General features: G+C 51.7%; 20 protein-coding genes, 4 tRNA genes and 1 other RNA gene. 9 read left to right on the forward strand and 16 right to left on the reverse strand.

The features are described from left to right. The first annotated feature begins 45 nt into the window (after positions 1–45). Positions 46–121: transfer RNA gene (locus tag FCL40_RS17080), tRNA-Lys, on the forward strand. A 28-nt stretch (positions 122–149) separates the two neighbouring features. Then, positions 150–225 (forward strand) — tRNA-Lys (locus tag FCL40_RS17085). 161 nt (positions 226–386) lie between these two features. On the opposite strand, the gene FCL40_RS17090 is transcribed toward FCL40_RS17085, so the two are convergent. The 3 genes from FCL40_RS17090 to ffs all read right to left on the reverse strand — a co-directional run bounded on the left by FCL40_RS17090 (position 387) and on the right by ffs (position 2,190). Next, on the reverse strand, positions 387–1,541 hold the full coding sequence (locus FCL40_RS17090) for a tyrosine-type recombinase/integrase (RefSeq protein ID WP_136854505.1): 1,155 nt from the start codon (positions 1,539–1,541) through the stop codon (positions 387–389). Between the two features lie 193 nt (positions 1,542–1,734). Then, on the reverse strand, positions 1,735–1,923 hold the full coding sequence (locus FCL40_RS18935) for a DUF4224 domain-containing protein (RefSeq protein ID WP_136854506.1): 189 nt from the start codon (positions 1,921–1,923) through the stop codon (positions 1,735–1,737). Positions 1,924–2,093: 170 nt separating this feature from the next. Beyond that, positions 2,094–2,190: signal recognition particle sRNA small type (gene ffs / locus FCL40_RS17100), an RNA gene on the reverse strand. Between the two features lie 372 nt (positions 2,191–2,562). Between ffs and FCL40_RS17105 the strand changes: the two genes are divergently transcribed. Continuing rightward, a complete protein-coding gene (locus FCL40_RS17105) occupies positions 2,563–3,267 on the forward strand; it encodes a hypothetical protein (RefSeq protein ID WP_136854507.1) in 705 nt (234 codons plus the stop codon). 653 nt (positions 3,268–3,920) lie between these two features. Here the strand turns inward: FCL40_RS17105 and FCL40_RS17110 are convergent. The 3 genes from FCL40_RS17110 to FCL40_RS17120 all read right to left on the reverse strand — a co-directional run bounded on the left by FCL40_RS17110 (position 3,921) and on the right by FCL40_RS17120 (position 6,847). Beyond that, entirely contained in the window at positions 3,921–4,385 is a 465-nt protein-coding gene (locus tag FCL40_RS17110) for a hypothetical protein (protein WP_136854508.1), read from the reverse strand. Between the two features lie 175 nt (positions 4,386–4,560). Next, entirely contained in the window at positions 4,561–6,048 is a 1,488-nt protein-coding gene (locus FCL40_RS17115) for a P-loop NTPase family protein (RefSeq protein WP_136854509.1), read from the reverse strand. Further along, a complete protein-coding gene (locus FCL40_RS17120; protein WP_136854510.1) occupies positions 6,038–6,847 on the reverse strand; it encodes a hypothetical protein in 810 nt (269 codons plus the stop codon). Before FCL40_RS17120 ends, FCL40_RS17115 begins: the two co-directional genes overlap by 11 nt. Positions 6,848–7,338: 491 nt before the next feature. Here FCL40_RS17120 and FCL40_RS17130 point away from each other — a divergent pair, with 491 nt between their 5' ends. Together FCL40_RS17130 and FCL40_RS17135 are read left to right on the forward strand one after the other, a co-directional pair. After that, positions 7,339–7,911: a recombinase family protein gene (locus FCL40_RS17130; protein WP_136854512.1), complete on the forward strand. Its 573-nt coding sequence runs from the start codon at positions 7,339–7,341 to the stop codon at positions 7,909–7,911. Positions 7,912–8,095: 184 nt separating this feature from the next. Further along, positions 8,096–8,422 (forward strand): hypothetical protein, encoded by a 327-nt coding sequence (locus tag FCL40_RS17135; protein ID WP_136854513.1) that lies wholly within the window; start codon positions 8,096–8,098, stop codon positions 8,420–8,422. 731 nt (positions 8,423–9,153) lie between these two features. On the opposite strand, the gene FCL40_RS17140 is transcribed toward FCL40_RS17135, so the two are convergent. From FCL40_RS17140 to FCL40_RS18940, 3 genes are all read right to left on the reverse strand, one after another. Continuing rightward, positions 9,154–9,546 carry a hypothetical protein gene (locus FCL40_RS17140; protein WP_136854514.1) on the reverse strand — a complete coding sequence of 131 codons (393 nt, stop codon included), beginning with the start codon at positions 9,544–9,546 and terminating at the stop codon, positions 9,154–9,156. Positions 9,547–9,706: 160 nt separating this feature from the next. After that, the gene (locus FCL40_RS17145) at positions 9,707–10,123 is read right to left on the reverse strand and encodes a hypothetical protein (protein WP_136854515.1); all 417 of its coding nucleotides are present in this window, start codon (positions 10,121–10,123) and stop codon (positions 9,707–9,709) included. Positions 10,124–10,291: 168 nt separating this feature from the next. Then, positions 10,292–10,516 (reverse strand): SLOG family protein, encoded by a 225-nt coding sequence (locus tag FCL40_RS18940; RefSeq protein ID WP_136854516.1) that lies wholly within the window; start codon positions 10,514–10,516, stop codon positions 10,292–10,294. Between the two features lie 295 nt (positions 10,517–10,811). Here FCL40_RS18940 and FCL40_RS17155 point away from each other — a divergent pair. The 3 genes from FCL40_RS17155 to FCL40_RS17165 all read left to right on the forward strand — a co-directional run bounded on the left by FCL40_RS17155 (position 10,812) and on the right by FCL40_RS17165 (position 11,655). After that, positions 10,812–10,881 (forward strand) — tRNA-Ser (locus FCL40_RS17155). A gap of 28 nt (positions 10,882–10,909) precedes the next feature. Next, positions 10,910–10,985: transfer RNA gene (locus FCL40_RS17160), tRNA-Lys, on the forward strand. 238 nt (positions 10,986–11,223) lie between these two features. Next, positions 11,224–11,655, forward strand: a complete 432-nt coding sequence (locus tag FCL40_RS17165; RefSeq protein WP_136854517.1) for a hypothetical protein — start codon at positions 11,224–11,226, stop codon at positions 11,653–11,655. On the opposite strand, the gene FCL40_RS17170 is transcribed toward FCL40_RS17165, so the two are convergent. The 6 genes from FCL40_RS17170 to FCL40_RS17195 form a co-directional block, all read right to left on the reverse strand. Beyond that, positions 11,639–12,163, reverse strand: a complete 525-nt coding sequence (locus tag FCL40_RS17170) for a DUF4136 domain-containing protein (RefSeq protein WP_136854518.1) — start codon at positions 12,161–12,163, stop codon at positions 11,639–11,641. The genes FCL40_RS17165 and FCL40_RS17170 overlap by 17 nt on opposite strands. Before the next feature lie 30 nt (positions 12,164–12,193). Continuing rightward, a complete protein-coding gene (locus tag FCL40_RS17175) occupies positions 12,194–12,520 on the reverse strand; it encodes a DUF3135 domain-containing protein (RefSeq protein WP_136854519.1) in 327 nt (108 codons plus the stop codon). A 276-nt stretch (positions 12,521–12,796) separates the two neighbouring features. Then, on the reverse strand, positions 12,797–14,050 hold the full coding sequence (locus FCL40_RS17180) for an HD-GYP domain-containing protein (RefSeq protein WP_136854520.1): 1,254 nt from the start codon (positions 14,048–14,050) through the stop codon (positions 12,797–12,799). Positions 14,051–14,106: 56 nt separating this feature from the next. Beyond that, positions 14,107–14,532, reverse strand: coding sequence for a DUF2057 family protein (locus tag FCL40_RS17185; protein WP_136854521.1), 426 nt, complete (start codon positions 14,530–14,532; stop codon positions 14,107–14,109). 107 nt (positions 14,533–14,639) lie between these two features. Then, complete coding sequence (locus tag FCL40_RS17190) at positions 14,640–16,028, reverse strand: ATP-binding protein (RefSeq protein WP_136854522.1); 1,389 nt, start codon at positions 16,026–16,028, stop codon at positions 14,640–14,642. Beyond that, positions 16,019–16,693, reverse strand: a complete 675-nt coding sequence (locus FCL40_RS17195) for a response regulator (RefSeq protein ID WP_136854523.1) — start codon at positions 16,691–16,693, stop codon at positions 16,019–16,021. The genes FCL40_RS17190 and FCL40_RS17195 overlap by 10 nt, the downstream gene beginning before the upstream one ends. Before the next feature lie 241 nt (positions 16,694–16,934). Between FCL40_RS17195 and FCL40_RS17200 the strand changes: the two genes are divergently transcribed. Next, positions 16,935–17,225, forward strand: a complete 291-nt coding sequence (locus tag FCL40_RS17200) for a YebG family protein (protein WP_136854524.1) — start codon at positions 16,935–16,937, stop codon at positions 17,223–17,225. A 146-nt stretch (positions 17,226–17,371) separates the two neighbouring features. Here FCL40_RS17200 and FCL40_RS17205 read toward each other — a convergent pair whose 3' ends face one another. Beyond that, on the reverse strand, positions 17,372–17,701 hold the full coding sequence (locus FCL40_RS17205; protein ID WP_136854525.1) for a hypothetical protein: 330 nt from the start codon (positions 17,699–17,701) through the stop codon (positions 17,372–17,374). Between the last annotated feature and the right edge of the window lie 101 nt (positions 17,702–17,802).

Consider the following 17,802-nt stretch of genomic DNA (forward strand, 5'->3'; position numbering starts at 1 on the left):
ATCCTTCACGACCCACCACTTCTCCTTCCAAGGTGAAATCTCAGTGGGTCGTTAGCTCAGCTGGTAGAGCAGTTGGCTTTTAACCAATTGGTCGAAGGTTCGAATCCTTCACGACCCACCACTTCTCTCCGCCTCAGGCGGAACCCCGTGGGTCGTTAGCTCAGCTGGTAGAGCAGTTGGCTTTTAACCAATTGGTCGAAGGTTCGAATCCTTCACGACCCACCATCTTCAAACCCAGTCATACCAAGGGCTACAGCCCGATTTGACTGCTGGTTTTCAAACCCCCCTCTGCAATTTTCTGCATGCAGAGAATTGCAGTCTGCAAATTGGTCCCAAAAAAAAGGGGCTGCGCAGTGGCAACCCCTCCTATCTTACGTTAGATTTCCTTATGCAACGGCGTAGCTGATTTCGGTGTTGTAGCTGAACCCCTGCCAAGAGATTCCAGCCTCAACACTTTGCCCAGCGCTACCGTCAATGGTGGTTACGACAGGGATCCCCTGGATGTAACTCCGCTTGAGCGTAGCAACATCGTTGTTTCCGGTGGCCTTGGCGACTTCGTTAAGGTCGCCGGTTTCCTGATACAACTCAGTGCTAAAGAACCGCTTATGCTCATGCGGTGCCCACCAGAGATCAATATCGTATTCATCCCTCAGCTTCTCTCTGAACTTGTTCCAAAGGTTGCTGATCCCGGCTGCGCTGTACGGTTGCCCATACTGCCCATAGAGCAGGGTGGTGATCTTAGCCCTGTTCTTCTCCACGGTTTCCGGCTTTCCCCTAAGCGGCTGCTGCTTGTGGAGTTCCAGAACCTCACGCAAGCGGGCATTCCAACCCTTCACCTGCTGGACAAGGTTCTTCGATTGCAGAACGTAGATCCCATCATCCTCCAGATCCTCCAGCTTCACCTCTGCACAATCAGTACGGCGTAAGCCACACAGAGCGCCCAGAAGCATGATGATCTTAATCTGAGGGGTAGCTAGGTCATACACCTTGTCGAACTCCTCCCAGCTTAACTGAGGGCGTTTCCGCTTGGCTTCTGCCTTGGCTATCTTCTCCTCCTTGGAGAGCTTGATAGTCTCGGTCAGTTTCACCGGGTTGGTTTTGCACCACCCACGGCTCATGCCCATCTTGTAAACCATTCCCAGATAGCAGCGCACATTCTTGGCTACGCTGTGGCTTCGTTCCTTCTGAAGCTCATCAAACCAGTTGTTCAGGTCGATGTGGGTAATGGAGTCAGGATCCCGGAACTGCCACTGGGGTTCGATATAGCAGCGGTAGTAATTCGCCATATCTGCCAAGGTCGCTTTAGAGCCTTTGAAGATATCCGCATGTTTGGCGAACAGGTCATCAAAAGTTCTCTGGCCGGAGGCTTGTGCCTTAGCGTGAGCAAAGGCCCGTTCAACAGCAGTTCGGCTGGACTTCACAGAACAGAGCTTCACGGAAGGTAAGCCGCCACCTGGCCGCCAGTAGTACAGGTTTCCATTCTTGGATATCCCGGTTGGGAGCCAGTCAGGACGTTTCCAACTTTCGGATTTTCTACCCATTGTTGATCTCCATGTTGATGGGGCCTACAGGGCTACTCTGCAATCCTTCTGCAATCCTTCTGCAATCCCCCGGAAGCCGGGGAAGCTCTGCAAAATCTCTGCAATTCGTCTGCAATTCGTCTGCAAAAGGCTCGGCAAAATTTCTGCAAAGCCTCTGCAATTCGCGTCTGTAAGCCGCATGGTTACTAGGTTTTTAAAGAACAGAGGAGCCGGGGAGTACCCTTAAAGCTGCCTCTACCGCACCCCACGTTGTAGCAAAGTGCCCGTCTTGACCTTCAACGTATTTGATACCGTTTCGGTCCAGACAACACCGTTGGGCGGCAGGCTGAATATAGCCTGTTAGGTGATAAAGAGATTGGCTCGTTAAAAAGGGAATGCTCAAGCAACCACAGGTAAGGTTACTTTGGAAATCTTAGAGTGCCCTAACGCGGTTGCGGGCAAGGCTGTAGATAACGAAGAAAAGGTCTTGCTGTAGTTGACCTATGGAGAGAATCGAGTGCTGATTGGATGAAGCTCTGTATCACTGAGCAGAATTGACACCTTCTTGAGTGACGCCCCCAGCCACATCCCGGCACATGCGTCACCCGCCTTGGCTGCTCCCTTCCGGGCCTGACCAGGTAAACGAATTAGCATTGCGAGAGGACCGGGGGCCAAATTCCGCACTCAGCTGAACCTGGCCGTTTAAGTCCAAATGTCCCACTCACTGTACCACTATTCCAACGTAACCTCATCAAGCAGATGAAACAGGCACCACGCCGCAACCTGAATGCAAAGCTCATTTAACAATTGGTTGATCTTTCACACAGACTGATTAGCCAACAACAAGTTAAGGTGCACTAAGCGCAAAGCCGTAGGATAGCTAAGCACCAAATTTGGGTGCTACGGCAGTTTGTTGTTCAGCGTCAAAAGGTTCTTTACCTACCGCGCATTGGTTACGCCATCGTATGCAATAAAGCTTGATGGTCACGGAAGATAAACAATCAGAGCCTGCCTAATCATCAGGCAAAAAGGGAGATAATCGATGAAATCACATATTTTCGCACTAATTACCGTACTTTCTTTAACAGCATGTGGTGGCGGAGGCGGAGACGATAACAATAAAATAGGTCCTGGAGATCCTATGGAGCAAGCTTTCGGTGCCTATGATATTGAAACAACTATGGCTGGCAACTCCATCTTAAGCTTTGGCATCTTAACTCCAGAAAGGATGGCTGTATTTAGTCAATATGGTGAAGTGGCAATTTATAATTATAGCCTCGGCGGCCCAATAGGCACTGACATATCTGGCACCGGAAAACACTATTATCAAGGGTCTATATATAACGGCAAAATAGATTCTGGCACTATAACTTCCGAGACAATAGATGCTACTTTTAGTGTCACAGGCATAGGAGAAGGAACCCTTCATGCTGAATATGTACCCCTACCAGATAAAGACTTAGCCGATCTAGCTGGCACTTGGGTCGATGCCGCAGATGGCATTAGCTCGTACGTTATCGACGAAGACGGAGAAATATCCGGTTCCGACATATATGGGTGCCAAGTTCAAGGATCTGTTAAGCAACAGGTTAGATACTCAATATTCTACGAAGGAGAAATCACGGTTTTTAACTGCGACGAGTATAGCGGTGAACGTGATGTGATCATGGCATGGCTGGATGACATCCAAGCAGTTGCTGTATTTTCATTCAATGATAGAGTTGGAATGTTCCACCTTCTTAAATAAATCATATAGGGGCGAACTTATTTCGCCCCATTCTAAGAGAGTTGGAAATTATATTAGAGAAAGGCATGCCTACACGAAAAGATAGAAATCAACACGTTGTTTCCGCTTCCCTACCCTCGTCATCAGCCGACTTACCCTGGCGACCGCAGCACGTGCCAAATGATCACAGCTAAAGACAGACACTGGGCAACAATCAACACCAACAAGCTGTCTGTGCCTATAACCGTGTTAAGGTGACTGTCAGACACCACTTCGTAAATCAAAGCTAAGTGACAGAGCGTTGCAAAGAAACCACCAAACAGGAGCATACGCATTCCCTCGCGAATCGACATGCAGCTCCCTGAATCCGTTCAGGTCCCTTTCTGCACTGTCCTGTAACTATCCATAGACCAAAGATATCATTAAGTAAGGATAGTTACCGTAAATGCCACTAAGTATTAGATAAGGGGGGAACTAAAACATCGGCTCAACGCTCGAGCGGTCAGCAACCATTCGAACAACAGGCTTCAGAGCATCTTCCTATCAATTATGATAACAAGCAATCGCCACCATGCCAGTCTAAAGGATACTTCCGCCACCTACTTGCCGTTTAAGGGAGTGACAATTAACACCATAAACAGCAATCTAAAAAATTGTGTTCCAGACCAAGAGCCTCATGAACTGTTTCTTTGCTTTCCTAGCTGTTTATCCCTGCGAATATTGCTGAACCCAAAGAAAAGCAGCCCGGCACCCATTAGGCAGGAGAATATGCCCACAACCATCCAGATTTCTTTCATTTTTTCGTAATGTACAGCTAGGTGTGCAATCCTCTGACTTTCCATTAGCAAGTCATGAGAATGGATAGCTAATTCTCTAGAATTAGGCTCATCACTCAAGATTTCTTGCGCTATTTTATTTATATTGCACTGTTCTCCTTGCTTTACACACGAATTATATAAATCTATTCGTGAATTTACTACTCGGGCGTACTCCCCATAGGCAAATGCAGATTTTTCCACTTGCACAATGGCATCAATTCTCTTTGTTTCAGCCTCATCGTATGAAGTCCACGGAACATTGAATCCATACGCCAATAGGGAACTCCCAACAACCACCATTGACTCGTAAATAAATTTCATCTTATTCTCTCAACAACTAACAGCTGTTTTTGGAGGCTGTTCATCGCATTTTACTCGATTTGACTTTGCCACCCATTTTCACGTCGTAGCAGTAAACCTTTTCAAACATTCCCCAAATAGTTCAGCAGAATTGTGGGGCCGACTAGGCCCCTAACAAATGAATCCAGCTCAAGCATCACATCCATATTGCCTGATTTGCTGTACTTCTAAACCTTTTAAGAAACACTTCGCCAACGGTAGGTAGAGATATCAAAAACTCATCTTTGGCCATAACCAAGTCCTCAATTGTACAAATATTATTTTCCTTTAATATCTCAATTTTGGAATCCGTCAGCCCATAAGGATATGCATTTGATTGTTTAAGAGAATCAATATCCATTTTGAGAATATCGATTTCATCATTATTATCCACCTCGGGAAGATTCAAATCGAAAAGTTCACTTCCTCGATGAAACTCAATTGATTCGTCATCTCCTTCCATCCATTTATCAATATTTGACTGCATCACCTTGCCTTTATCCAAGAACTCAGAGACGTTACATAAATTCAATATGTATCGCGTACCTCTTCCTCTAGATTTCATGGAGCGAGACACTTCCTTTCTGGACAAAAATCCTGAATACTCGAGTATTTCCAAAGGCTTTGATAACCGCTGCGCAATTTCTCTAAGAATGATAACTGAACGCTCTCCCTTTGCACCTGAGCGCTCAAATAACAGTTCAGCCACTTCTTCTGCAGGCCCCACCATGGGGCGATACATTCCCAACTTTGGTGCAACCTCTTCCAGCAGGGGCCAAAAATAGTTTTGAGACAACGCTTTTAACGCTTCTGACAAATGCGTTACTGTTATCACTTTATCCTGGCCAACTTGCGATACAAGTTGATTGCACGCATATATGAAGGCCCTCATATTACCAAGGACTGAAATGCCAAGAAACTTAGATACTGAATGCCTTGGAAGCGCAGAGCTAAATTTCTCACCGGGAAGTGATTCAGAAAACCTTCTGTTTATCACCTCTTCAAAAACAGCGGAAAAGTCATCAGCAGATTCGGATCTGTTTACCTCTATCACGGTAGCATCGTTATAGACATCAAAGCGAGTACCAAACCTAGTAACACCAGGATAAATTGATGCTTTACATGAAATCGAACTATTAGATAATGTACGGAAAATATCAAAGAACTCAGAGAGACTCATCTCGCGGCCGATGTGAGCCGCATCATCAAACAATAAAACTAATCTTTTGCCATATCGACTGGATAGCGATGTTAACTCACTCTGAAGTTCAGAAACGGACTTGATTCCAGAAATAACTGCCTCGTCTCCCAGAGTGCTATTTATTCTATTAACCACCAATGAGCAAAAAAGCTCTATATATTCAGAACCGCTGGCACGAAGTAAATCCAAATTTCTAAGGCTGACATATATCCCGATAGCACTCCCGGACCTATTTGCCGGAAACAATCCCGATACGGCCTCGATCATCAGAGCACTCTTTCCGCTACCCCTTGCTCCTTTCAATAACACTGGACCATGCGCACGGAGTTTTGATATACATCTTTTGTCCTGACTGGTAAAATAATGATAATTCTGAAATTCAACATCATCAAAATCTTCCGCCGCAAGTACTAGTGCATTACTTTCTGTCACATCATGCTGCATGTTCTTGCACCTCTATATCTTCAACAACGGAATACATTTGTTGGCAATCGTCCACATTACAATTGTTATATGCGTATGGCACATGTGACATAATCAAGCCTAACGTAGACAAAACATAAAATGCATCATTTAGTAATCCCACAACCGTATCTCTGTCTAACAACGAATCAATAGGAACTAAAAGCTCTTGATGTATACCTTTCGAAAATGATGAAAAACATCTGTTAGTTTTTGATTTTATTTCTCCAATATGACCTACAGCATCACGACCAGTTAAAAGGTCATATTTTTCGCCGACAATGCTCTCTTCAAGATCATCTATCATTTTTTCAGCCGCGCTGATTAGTGTTAACTCCGTCTGATACCTTCCTAATAAGGCTCTGGTGGGGTTTTTTAATGATTTGTCAGACCAAAGATCATTAACATCTTCATCAACAACATCACCTTGCCATTTCATTGAAGAAGAGTGAGGTTTACCCAAGTCATAATTGGTTTGTACCTGCTTACCTTTCATTACCAAAACACGGAAAGGATCAATTCGTGCTACTAAGCAAGTCATTCCTAATTCTAACATTGCCCTACCCAAATAAGGACCATAGAAGCTTAATTTTCTATCCTCCGAATTTAAAACCATAGCTAATTCGTCACAGATATTTTCTATAGAACTAGATAAATGGGCAATTATTTTATCTAAATCATTATCAAAGTCGCCAGTTTCTTCGCTAGGAGTTACTTCCTGTCCACACAACAGCCTAACCATCGCGTTTTTTCTAGCATCGTTATTAGATATGGCTGCCACTATTTTCTCTTAATGAAATGCACGAAAATTATGGTACCACTGGCTATTCAGTGATGACCTCGATTTGCTGGGCAAAAATCGTACGCCGATAGGAATTTGGTAGATTATTTTCCAATCAGTACCTGCCCCTTTGGTTAAACGCAGCACCACAGCACCACAGCACCACAGCACCACAGCACCACAGCACCACAGCACCACAGCACCACAGCACCACAGCACCACAGCACCACAGCACCACAGCACCACAGCACCACAGCACCACAGCACCACAGTACAACAAAAATTGCCTCTAATTCAATCACCTCCCCCTATGTAGCTTAAATTTACTTTGAGTCAGAATTTTCTCCTTTTTTTTGGACAGTCCAACAAACGAAGGTTTTATGGACCCTCGATACACCATGCCCAGTAGGGTCTATCAATATAGCCTTTACTTTTGTTGGACCCTGACCAATGCTTAACCCAGGATTGTTGAACCCAACAGGGAGAACACCATGGGACGCATCTTCGCTTATTGCCGAGTATCCACCGCCGAACAGACAGCAGAGAACCAGAGCCAACAGCTGCTGAAACAGATCCCTGGCCTGAAACGCTCCAGAATCGTCTCTGAAACGATTTCTGGTGGCACTAATGCCTTGCAAAGGCCCGAGTTCCTGCGACTCTTAGAACGCCTTGAGGATGGCGATGAATTGGTAGTACTCAAGGTGGATCGCCTCGGCAGAGACGTATCTGATGTATTGAGCACCATCAAGCACCTTCAGTCCAAAGGGGTCGCGGTTAGATCATTGGATCTGCCGATATCCAACCTATCCGGCCCTGAGGGTAAGCTAATACTGACCTTGATGTCGGCGTTTGCCGAGTTTGAAAAAGCTCGGTTGATAGAGCGCACACAGGACGGTTTAACACGGGCCAAATTGAGCGGTAAACGCCTAGGGCGCCCGATAGCGACAAACACGCGGTTATCTGTTCAGAAGGCAAAGGGTAGGGGCCTTTCACAATCTCAAGTTATGGCTGAGCTAGCGCTGTCACGTTCAACTGTGAAACGTTATTGGAAGATTGATAGATGAACCAATAGCTGCTGTACCCGGTGAACATATATTATTTAGCTATGCTATACGGCAGTATACTAAGGGTCGTGTGGGTAGGGTGGGGGCTAACATGACTAGAGATTGAAAGGGACGTTTTATAACGGGTAATACCGCAGCCAAAGCTAAACGTGGCTTTAAGGATCGGGGGAGACAACTTGCCCGATTGTTCAACGATGCTGATATCAACCTGGTACACCAAATGTTGATGTCAAAAGTTGCTGAAGGAGACACCGCAGCAATGGCTCTGTTTAGCCGTTACATCGCTCCTCCACCAAAGGCTACGCTAGGCCCAACCCCATTCAACTACAGCCAGGAGGACCCGATTAATGCTGCTGAATCTGTCATTTGTGCCGTATCCGATGGGCAACTTCCAGCTGATGTGGGCCGGATTTTGCTTGATGGTATGACTGGTGTACAACGGATACGTGAAGCTGTTGAGCTTGAACAGCGTCTCAAGGCGATCGAAGAAAAATTGGGGCAGGATATATGAGAAGACTAGAAACCTGGGTTCGGCGTGCTGAGGTTAAGGTTCATGGGAAATATACGGATGATCAGCTTGAGATAATGAATGCATTTTTGCGGATATCTCTGCCAGAAAGTGCAATCCCGGCATTCGAACCTGACGAAGTATCAGAGCGCAGTGTCCAAGTTTTGGATAATTGGAGCTGAACTTCGACTTGGCTATTGCCGGTAGACTCTAGTGATATTTATTTGTTGTATGTTACCAGTTGGCTTCTCCGCTTTTCATGTGAAAATCGACCAGCTCGCTTGAAGGGGTATAGCCTGCAAACGAGTACCTCCCCCCCCATTTATTTAATGTCATCTATGATTAATTTCTAATTTTTACTTTGGAAGTACGGGCGGTTTGCGGTAGGTGGTGATTCCATCAAGATTAGTGTTGCCCCATTTTTCCAACTGAATTATCTGATAAGGACTTCTGATTGGAATTATTTGACTATATTCTGATATCAAGCTGACCAATCGCCGGAGCAACTTAATCAACCTGCATTCCCTCGGAGTGCGGGAAGAAGATCCGGCCCTGGTCGCAGAGGCCAAAGCCAAGATCAAGGAATGGAACAGGAAGCACCCGGAGGATCCGATCACCAAGCTTAACCTTGCTCAGTCTCTCGGATCCCGAGCCGATTATGACAAGCGGGTTAGGGAAGGGATCGGGCTCCCCAGTAAGCGCCTGTGGTTGTTTGACGAACACAACTATCTGGATTAGCGGCGTTCATAGTGGCTGAACACCCAGCCGAGTTGGCCCATGCAGTGTTCTTTGATCGCTTTCTGATCACCCGCTGCCTGGGCTGACTTCCAGCCTATTTCGACGTTCTTCGCCATTTGGTTAGAAGTGGTGGTGTTGCCGCTAAATGGGGTGTTCCCTACATAGCCGTTGGTTGTGCTGGTGGTCATGCCGTTTGCGATGCTAGGCATTGGGGCTTGGTTCCGCGCTACCGCCCAGCAATAATTTTTGTGCTGGTCGTATAGTGCTTGCAGTTGAGCCGGGGTGTAATTGGCATACTGGTTGTTGCTTTGAGTGTAGCGCTTTGACAGCGTACCGTTGGCGCACCCGGCCAGGACGACCGCCGCTATTACCGCGAATGCGATTCTCATAATAACCTCCGTGTAAGTTACCGGAAGTTATTGTAGTAGCAAAAAGAAAACCCCGCACAAGGCGGGGCTTCTCAGCGTTACATAAATCGGAGGAAATATGTTTTGCTGAGTTCAGCATAGCAAAGGTTTGGCTGAACAGGCAACAAATCGGAAGCGCCTACTAACTAAGCCCCTTCATTTTTTCGCCTTCAACAAGATGGCCGTGCGCGTTTTCACACCAACTTGACAAAACATCAAATATTGGGTCTTGCGTCTTTGAGTTTTCCATTTTGAAGTCATTGCTTAATTTGAGCAGAAGCAACATCGCAATATGCTCTGGTGTAGGGTCGTTGACTGCCAACATTCTCTTGGCGTAATCCTTAATGTCAGCAGTCTCCGCTCTACGGCTTAGATCATCATACGCCATAGATAACCTACCTTTTATAAAACGCGGAGACGGGGCAGCATCTTCAGAATAGGTATCAAAGGTGCTTTGCAGCGCCTCTATGGCACAGCCTATTGACCTAGAGCGGTAAGCGAACAACTTTCCAAAGTAGAAAGCAATGAACAGGACAATTATTGCAATTACATATTCCATTATGTCACCTCCTTCCCTGCAAACTATAGCAGGGGATTCATGGCTCGGAAGACTTTAACACTTCAGGAAATCTACGCGACCGGATGAAAAGCAGGGAGGCTTTGTGGGGTTAATACTTACCCCATTATCGAGATCCCCTCGGTCCTGCTCGTCTGATCATATCTGCTTTTATCCTACCGTGCAGATCCCACTCAGCCGGATAGCGCTCCAGGTGATAACCCCGTTCCTTAGCGTAACGCTCCCCAGCCTATCAGCGCCCCTCGCCGCACCAGAGACGATGATTACCCCCCGTTCCCTGGCAATCCTGCTTAGAAGGTGATCCAGGCGCTCACAGAGCAAGGGGTAGTCATTGAACTCCCTGCCGCCCGCAACGATCAGTCTGAATGGTTCCATGTGTTGTGCAGCCCCTCTGCAATTCTCTCTGCAATTTCACCCGGCCAACTTATGCTATTGAAACTAATGGATTCTGCAAGGACTCTGCAATTTTCTCTGCAAAAACTCTGCAATTTCCGGTGGGTCAGAAAGGGTTCATTTCGTGGAAAAATCCCCCACTCAGACCCCACATTAGCAAATCTAAGTTGACACCCTACCTCAATCTCTGCAAAATGCGCCCTCGAAGTCACCCGAAACCAACCCAAAACAGGGTAGGGTATCGGAAACTTCAACTAGGTGGGTTCAATAAAATCAAGGGCTTACGGACTTAGACAAATTGGCTTTTAACCAATTGGTCGAAGGTTCGAATCCTTCACGACCCACCATTTTTTTCCGCCTCAGGCGGGCCCCAGTGGGTCGTTAGCTCAGCTGGTAGAGCAGTTGGCTTTTAACCAATTGGTCGAAGGTTCGAATCCTTCACGACCCACCATTTTTCCCCTCGCGTTTGACTTCCAGAACTTGTTAATTGTCACACACTCTGTGTGCATTCCTAGTCTCTGTTCTACACTGAATCCCGTTTGTCGCTTTTCTGTCGACTGCCTCATTCAATGGGAGTAAGCATCATGATCTGCAGATGGATTGCGCTCGCTGCGATGGCGGGAGTCTTGGCTGCACCCGATGTCGGTGCTCAGGTGAACCTTGTTGAAAACCCAAAGTTTGAGACAGGCATGCCGAGCGGCTGGTCGACGAGTTCCTTCAACCAGGGAGGCGTGGAGTACGGTTGGTCACAGGCCCGGAAGACGGTCTCCATCCACATCGATCCGCAGAGTCCCAATGATGCCCGCTGGCAACAGCGGGTGGTGGTCAACCCCAACACCCGCTACCGGCTGTCCGGTTGGATCCGGGTGCAGAAAACCACACCGACCATAGATTTGCTCGACGTGGGGGCCAACCTGTCGGTACTGGAGTCTCTTCCGGAGCTGGGCTCCTTTACCCACACCGAGCCGATGCTCGGGTCCCAGGGGTGGCGTTATCGTCAGGTAACGTTCGACACTGGTGAGCGAACCTGGATCACCATCGCACTGAGGCTGGGAATGTACGCCGGCCAGACCACGGGCAGCGCCTGGTTCCGGTCGGTTCAGCTTACTGAGCTGGAGTAGCGCCCGGGATCTGGGACAGCAGCTTGTCCAGCAGTTGCCGGGTCTGCTCTGCTCGCCAGCGGGCGTCGCCATTCTTCCTGATCTTGAAGCCATCGGTGGCCCGCCACACCTGGCGTTTGCCGTCGAACAGGTCGAGGCGGATCTTGCGATAGTCACTCTCGCTGGGGGGGACTGGGATGGAGATGCTGCCGCCGATGGCGGTGCTGCCGCTGCTGCGGCCACCGCCGATGCCGATGGACAGACCGGAGTCGTTGGCCTCTGTTTCCTGCCACAGGCTAATCTGAGCCTTGATGGGGGAGACGGGGGCAAGCTGCCAGCCCAAGGGGCTTAGCGCCTCTTTGAGGGCCGTCTCTGCCCGCTCGGCGGCCAGGGGCTCGTTCTGGTGCAGGGTCGGCAGCAGTTGTACCTGGTTGACCGAGGTAAAGTCAAAACCGGGGTCGTAATCCACATCACTGTTGGCGCTGCAGCCGGACAGCAGCAGGAGCAGCGCGGTAGTCAGTGTTCTCATGAGATCCCTCCGTGGATTTCGTTGACTCGATCAGGTATTGACCGCACGTCGCCGGTGCGGGCCTGTCAGGGTCAACACCCGTCCCCGACTCAGCTCGTCGGGACGGTTGAGCGCGATATTCAACAGGTCGAGCTTATCATGCATCATGCGCGAGATCTCGACCATGCTCTGATAGGGGTTGCTGGCGCGACTGCGTGTCAGGTCGATGCGGTGTTGCAACGCCCTGAGGGCGCCACGGTTGCACGCTTTCGCCTGGTTGATGGTGGCATCGATGGCGTGCTCACGAATCCTCTCCAACTGCTTTGGATCGGTTTTGGCCAGGTGCATCATCTGGTCGAACGTGGGCAACTCAGTCATGTTTCCCTCCGGTCAAAAGGCAAACATCCTCTGTCTGATCCATCGCCACTCCCTGGCGAGGCTGGGGCCGGGTCGGCAGGAACTGAACCCGGCTGACAGAGTAAATATTGACCTGGATCACGCTTTGGTCAAATGGGAGAAGGGAAGCAAGATGAGCGGCTTAGCCGGGCAGAGAGACGCAAACTGCGCCCCTGGGGGGCGCAGTTTTCTCCGGCGGGGAGCATTTCGCTGGTCTTGGTCCACCCCCAGAATGGGACAGGGGGCGGCCCGGAACCGTCAATTGCGGCTGTCGTAGAAGTAGGAGATGCGTTCCTTGGGGCTCAGGTACTGGAACGCTTCCGGAGTCAGGGCCGAGGCCAGGATGCTGCGTTCGATGGTCAGCCCCTGGTCGTCGATGGCGATGGCGGCTGCTTCCTGGCGGGGCACCGCCGGGTCGTAGACCAGCACTTTGGGGTAGAGCAGTTTCTCCGAGTCCACCGAGGTGACCAGGCCAAACTGACCGCTGGAGAGCTGTACCACACTGCCTGGAGGGTAGACCCCCATCATCTTGATGAACTGCTGCACATAGTGGTTGTTCAGCTTGTCTTCGAAGATCTTGTACAGCATCCCCAGCACGGTACCCGGGGGCCGGGTGCGGCTCTTGTCCCTGGGGTGACACAGCTCATCATAGGTGTTCACCACGGCGATCAGCTGGGCCAGAGGCTCGATGTGACTGCCTCTGAGTCCCTTGGGATAGCCGCTGCCGTCGAGGAATTCATGGTGTTGGCTGATCATGGCGGTGATGGCGCGGGGCAGGTGACTCTGGTTGCGCAGCAGTTCCTGGCCGAGAATCGGGTGACGCTGCATCTCCCTGATGTCCGCCTTGGAGGGCTGCTTCTTGGTCAACAGGGTGTTGGGGAGCAGCAGCTTGCCGCAGTCGTGCAGCAGACCACCCTGGCCGACCACGGCGATCTCCTCTTCACTCATCCCCACCCGCTTGGCTAACATCATCGCCAGCACCGTCACGTTGAGGCTGTGGTAGGCGGGGTCGTCTGGACGGATGTCGTCGTTCATCAGGTGCAGGGTCACCTGGCTGCCGGCGCTCAAACTGGCCGCCATCTGTTTGATCAGCTTGGCGCTGAGCATCAGCCCCTCCATGGGCTTCATGGGCAGGCGTTTGTTGATGGCCCTCAGCTGGGCCAGGGAGTCGGCGTACTCCCGCTCGTGTTGTTTGAACTCCTTGCGAAACGCCTTGAGCTCGCTGATCCCTCGCTCCTTCTGCTCCAGCATCTGCTGTTTCATCGTTTCCAGATCGGTCACAGAATCGGCCAGATCGGGCAGGGCGGGGGCGCTGAGGATGGCGGTATCGCTGCGCTTGATGTCCACGACGACGTGGGTCAGGCGCAGTTTTTTCAGCAGCTGAATCTGATCCTGGCTGCGAAGCTTAAAGCTGTTAAACATGAAGGGGTGGTCACGCCAGGAGATGGGAAGACGAATGTAGTTTCCAACCTGAAGTTGATCAACCGCGACTTTTTGGAGGGTCTTGCTCATAGATGCCGGTAGCCATTTTTGCTACCGGCATTTTATTCGCTTTCAATTTCAACTGTCTAGAACTGATTGCCGGCAACACCGGTCTGGTTCAGCAGTTCGGTATGGGATCTTAGGCCATGATCTATCCGATTATCAGACTCATCCATCAGGGTGAAAGTCGGATCATTAGCCAACATCTGTCCCTGCTGATCGGACTCGGCGGCCGGTGCGTCCAGGAAATACTCCTCGTCGCCCATCGCCTTGAAGGTCAGCTGGTGCAGTTCGGAGCGGATGAACCAGTGACTCTCGGCATCCTGCTCAAACAGGCTGTCATAACGGACGGTGACGTTGTTGATCCCCGGATCGAGTTCGATCTTGCTGGCGTAGGCGGGGACGCTCTTGCCGTTGATGGAGACGACTCGGACGTTGTCACCCAGGTTCAGGGTGGCGGCAGACACGGACAGGGACAGGGCGGCGGCACTGGCCAGGAATAACGTTTTCATCTTTCTCTCCTCATGACTGTTCTCTTCTTGCCCATAAACAGACCGGCCCAGGGGCCGGTCTGTTTCACCGAGGAGGGGGAAAGTGGCGAAATGGTGCGATACGGCCCCTACACCTTCTGCGGGGCTTCGAATCTCATGACGATCGCCGCCCCCTGCAGCGGGGAGTCGCCTATGGTCATGGTGCCACCATAGCCGAGGACGATGTCGTGGACCACCGCCAGGCCGATGCCCTGACCCGGGTTGCGGCGATCGGCGCGGACACCGCGCTCAAGTACCGCCTGACGCATCTTGGGCTCGATCCCAGGTCCGTCATCCTCCACGGTGAGGATCAGGGTGGTCCCGTCGATCCGGGCGCTGACCCGGACCTGGCTGATGGCGAAGCGGTAGGCGTTCTCCAGCAGGTTGCCCATCATCTCCATCAGGTCATCCTGGTTGCCGGGGAAGCGGGCTGCCTCCTGCAGCTCCAGGGAGACCGTCACCCGCTTCTCCCGGTACACCTTGTCCAGCATGGCGGTGAGCTGCTCCAGGGTGGGGGCGATCGCCACCTGCTCCCGGGTTAGGCCCTGGCGGCCGGAGACGGCCCGGCGCAGCTGGTACTGGATGATCTGGTCCATCTGGCCCAACTGAGAGAGCATCTCCTGCTGGCGTTGGCCCTCGTTGAGGTTGGCGTCCTCCATGATGGCATTGGTGGCCGCCAGCCGGGTCTTGAGACTGTGCGCCAGATCCTTCATGGCGTGCTGATAGGTTTGGCGCTGGTGCTTCTCCTGGGAGATCAGCTCGTTCAGGGCCTTGGTCACCTCCTCCAGCTCGGTGGGGTAGCCCTGACTCAGCTGCTCCCGCTCCCCCTTGAGGATCCCCTTGACCTCGTCGGAGAGGCGGCGCAGCGGCCGCAGGCCCCAGTAGCCGGCGCTCACCAGCAGCAGGCCGGAGAGGGGAATAAACAGCCCGACACGGAAGTAGGTGGCCCGCCGGCTGCGCTCCAAACGCGCCTGCACCTGCTCGGCATTGCGCAGCACCAGCAGATCATACTCCTTGTTGTCGATGGTCACCGGCATGGGCACCACGGCGTACAGCTGGCTGTCGGCCAGGGTGACCATGTAGGGGGGATTGGTATCGCGGGCCGCCTGGCGCACCCGTTCGCAGCTGTCCTGCAACCCCCGGCGACGCGCTTCCACGGAGGAGGTGTAGTGGTCACGCATGCCGTTGACACAGGTGATCAGCAGGTAATCGCTGCTGCGGCGGGCTTGAGCGGAGGGCTCCGACTGCAGCGCCTCATTGCTCTTGGGCAGCATCCCCTCCAGTCGCAGTTCGGTGGCGATGCTGGGCAGGCGGGCGATGATGTCGTTGGTCTGGTTGACGTAGAAATCCTGGATCTTCTGCTGGTTGATCACTTCGGCCAGGGCCAGGGAGGCCAGGGTGATGATCGCCAGCGAGGTCAGCATCAGCCGCCGCTGAAGCCGCGGCCGTTTGCTGAACAGGGGGGGGATCAGCCGCATACCAGATTAAACCTGTAGCCCTGGCCACGGATGGTGACGATGGGGTTTTCCAGACCGCCCTGGCTCAGTTTCTTGCGAACCCGCGAGATCATCACCTCGATGGTGTTGGGGTCGCCCTCCTTATCCTGGTAGAGGATGTCCAGTAACCGCTGCTTGGAGATCACCTGCTGGTGGTGGCGCATCAGGTATTCCAGAATCTGGTACTCGAAGGCGGTCAGTTCCAGCTCGGCGTCGCCCAGGGTCGCCTGTTTGGCGGCCATGTCCAGGGTCAGGTGCTCGCACTGGATCACCGGCTTGACGAAACCGGCACTGCGACGCACCAGGGCGTTGAGGCGGGCGATCAGCTCCTCAACCTGGAACGGCTTCACCAGGTAGTCATCGGCGCCGGCATTGAGCCCGGCCACTTTGTCTTTCCAGTGATCCCGGGCGGTCAGAATCAGGATGGGCTGGCGGAAGCCGCCGTTCCTGAGGTGCTGAATCAGGTCGATGCCATCCTGGTCCGGCAGACCCAGATCCACCACTGCGATGTCTACCGGATAGTTTTCTGCCAGGTAGCGTCCCTCACCGGCCGACTCCGAGGCCATCACCTGATTGCCCATCTCGGTCAGGCGGACCTTAAGGTGGTGGCGCAGCAGGGCATCGTCTTCAATCACCAGAATCTTCATTGTCACCTCGAATGGTTGGCCAGTGTCGGGCGGTTACCCGGTGCCACTAAGGATAGTGTCTTTGCTCTGAATCTTTCCTGAACCATAACATAGCAAAGAAAAACTGACAGAGTATCCGATGTTTACCTCGCCATCTCGGCGGCAGGACATTGACCGGAATCAAGGGAAGCGTGGGAGGGTCTGTATTTATATACAGTGCTGAGGTAGACTGGCGCAAAACTCATCGACTGGGGGAGCCGAAATGGCAGTCATCGTTAAATATGTGGTTGAGCGGGATGGAGTGGAGAAAATGACCTTTGCCAGTAAAGCGGAAGCCGATGCCTACGACAAGATGCTGGATATCGCCGATGAGCTTGAGGCGATGATCCAGGGGAGTGGGCTGGTGGAGCAGGACTCTGTGGCCGAGGCCCTGGCCCTCTATCTGGCGGAGCGCAAGGAGGAGGTGGCCACTATCCTCAAGGGCAAGAAGAAACCCGCGGTGAAATCCGCCGAAAAGAAGCCTGCTGCCAAGGCGACCGACAAGGCCGCCTGAGCATAAAAAAACCGGCTCTTCAGGAGCCGGTTCGCAAAACCTTGCAGGAAAATAATGATGATACTCTGCTCATTGCTGGCGAGTGTCTCAATTTTATCACGCGGGCCCGAGCGGCTCGTTACCCCCTAGGGGGTATTTTCCCTTCTCTACCGCTGAAACCTGGCCTTGAGGTCGTTGGCGCTCCAGGCGATCAGCAGGTTACACAGCATTACCGCCCCCAGGATCAGCGCCATCCGCATCCAGGGCTGGTCGAAGGCCAGCCTCATGGAGATCAGCCGGTGCGCCGTCGGCAGCCACACCAGCAGGGTGGAGAGCACCAGCCCCAGCTGGACCACCATCACCGACCAGTGACGGCGCAGCAGCAGCAGTGCCGGCAGCAGGGCGATGGGCGCTGCCACCAGGGCATTGCCATAACGCAGGAAGTGGGCAGCCAACACCAGGTAGGCAAGGATGATCAGCAGGGTTCGCCACCACATAGGGGCCTCCGGTACAACAGTGAGAATCACCTGTCTATTGTCCTACGTATTCAGTCAGTTAATCTGAGACTTACCTCATAGTAACGGGTTTATTAATTACC

The sequence above is a fragment of the Ferrimonas sediminicola genome (assembly GCF_005116715.1).
Taxonomy (GTDB): Bacteria; Pseudomonadota; Gammaproteobacteria; order Enterobacterales; family Shewanellaceae; genus Ferrimonas; species Ferrimonas sediminicola.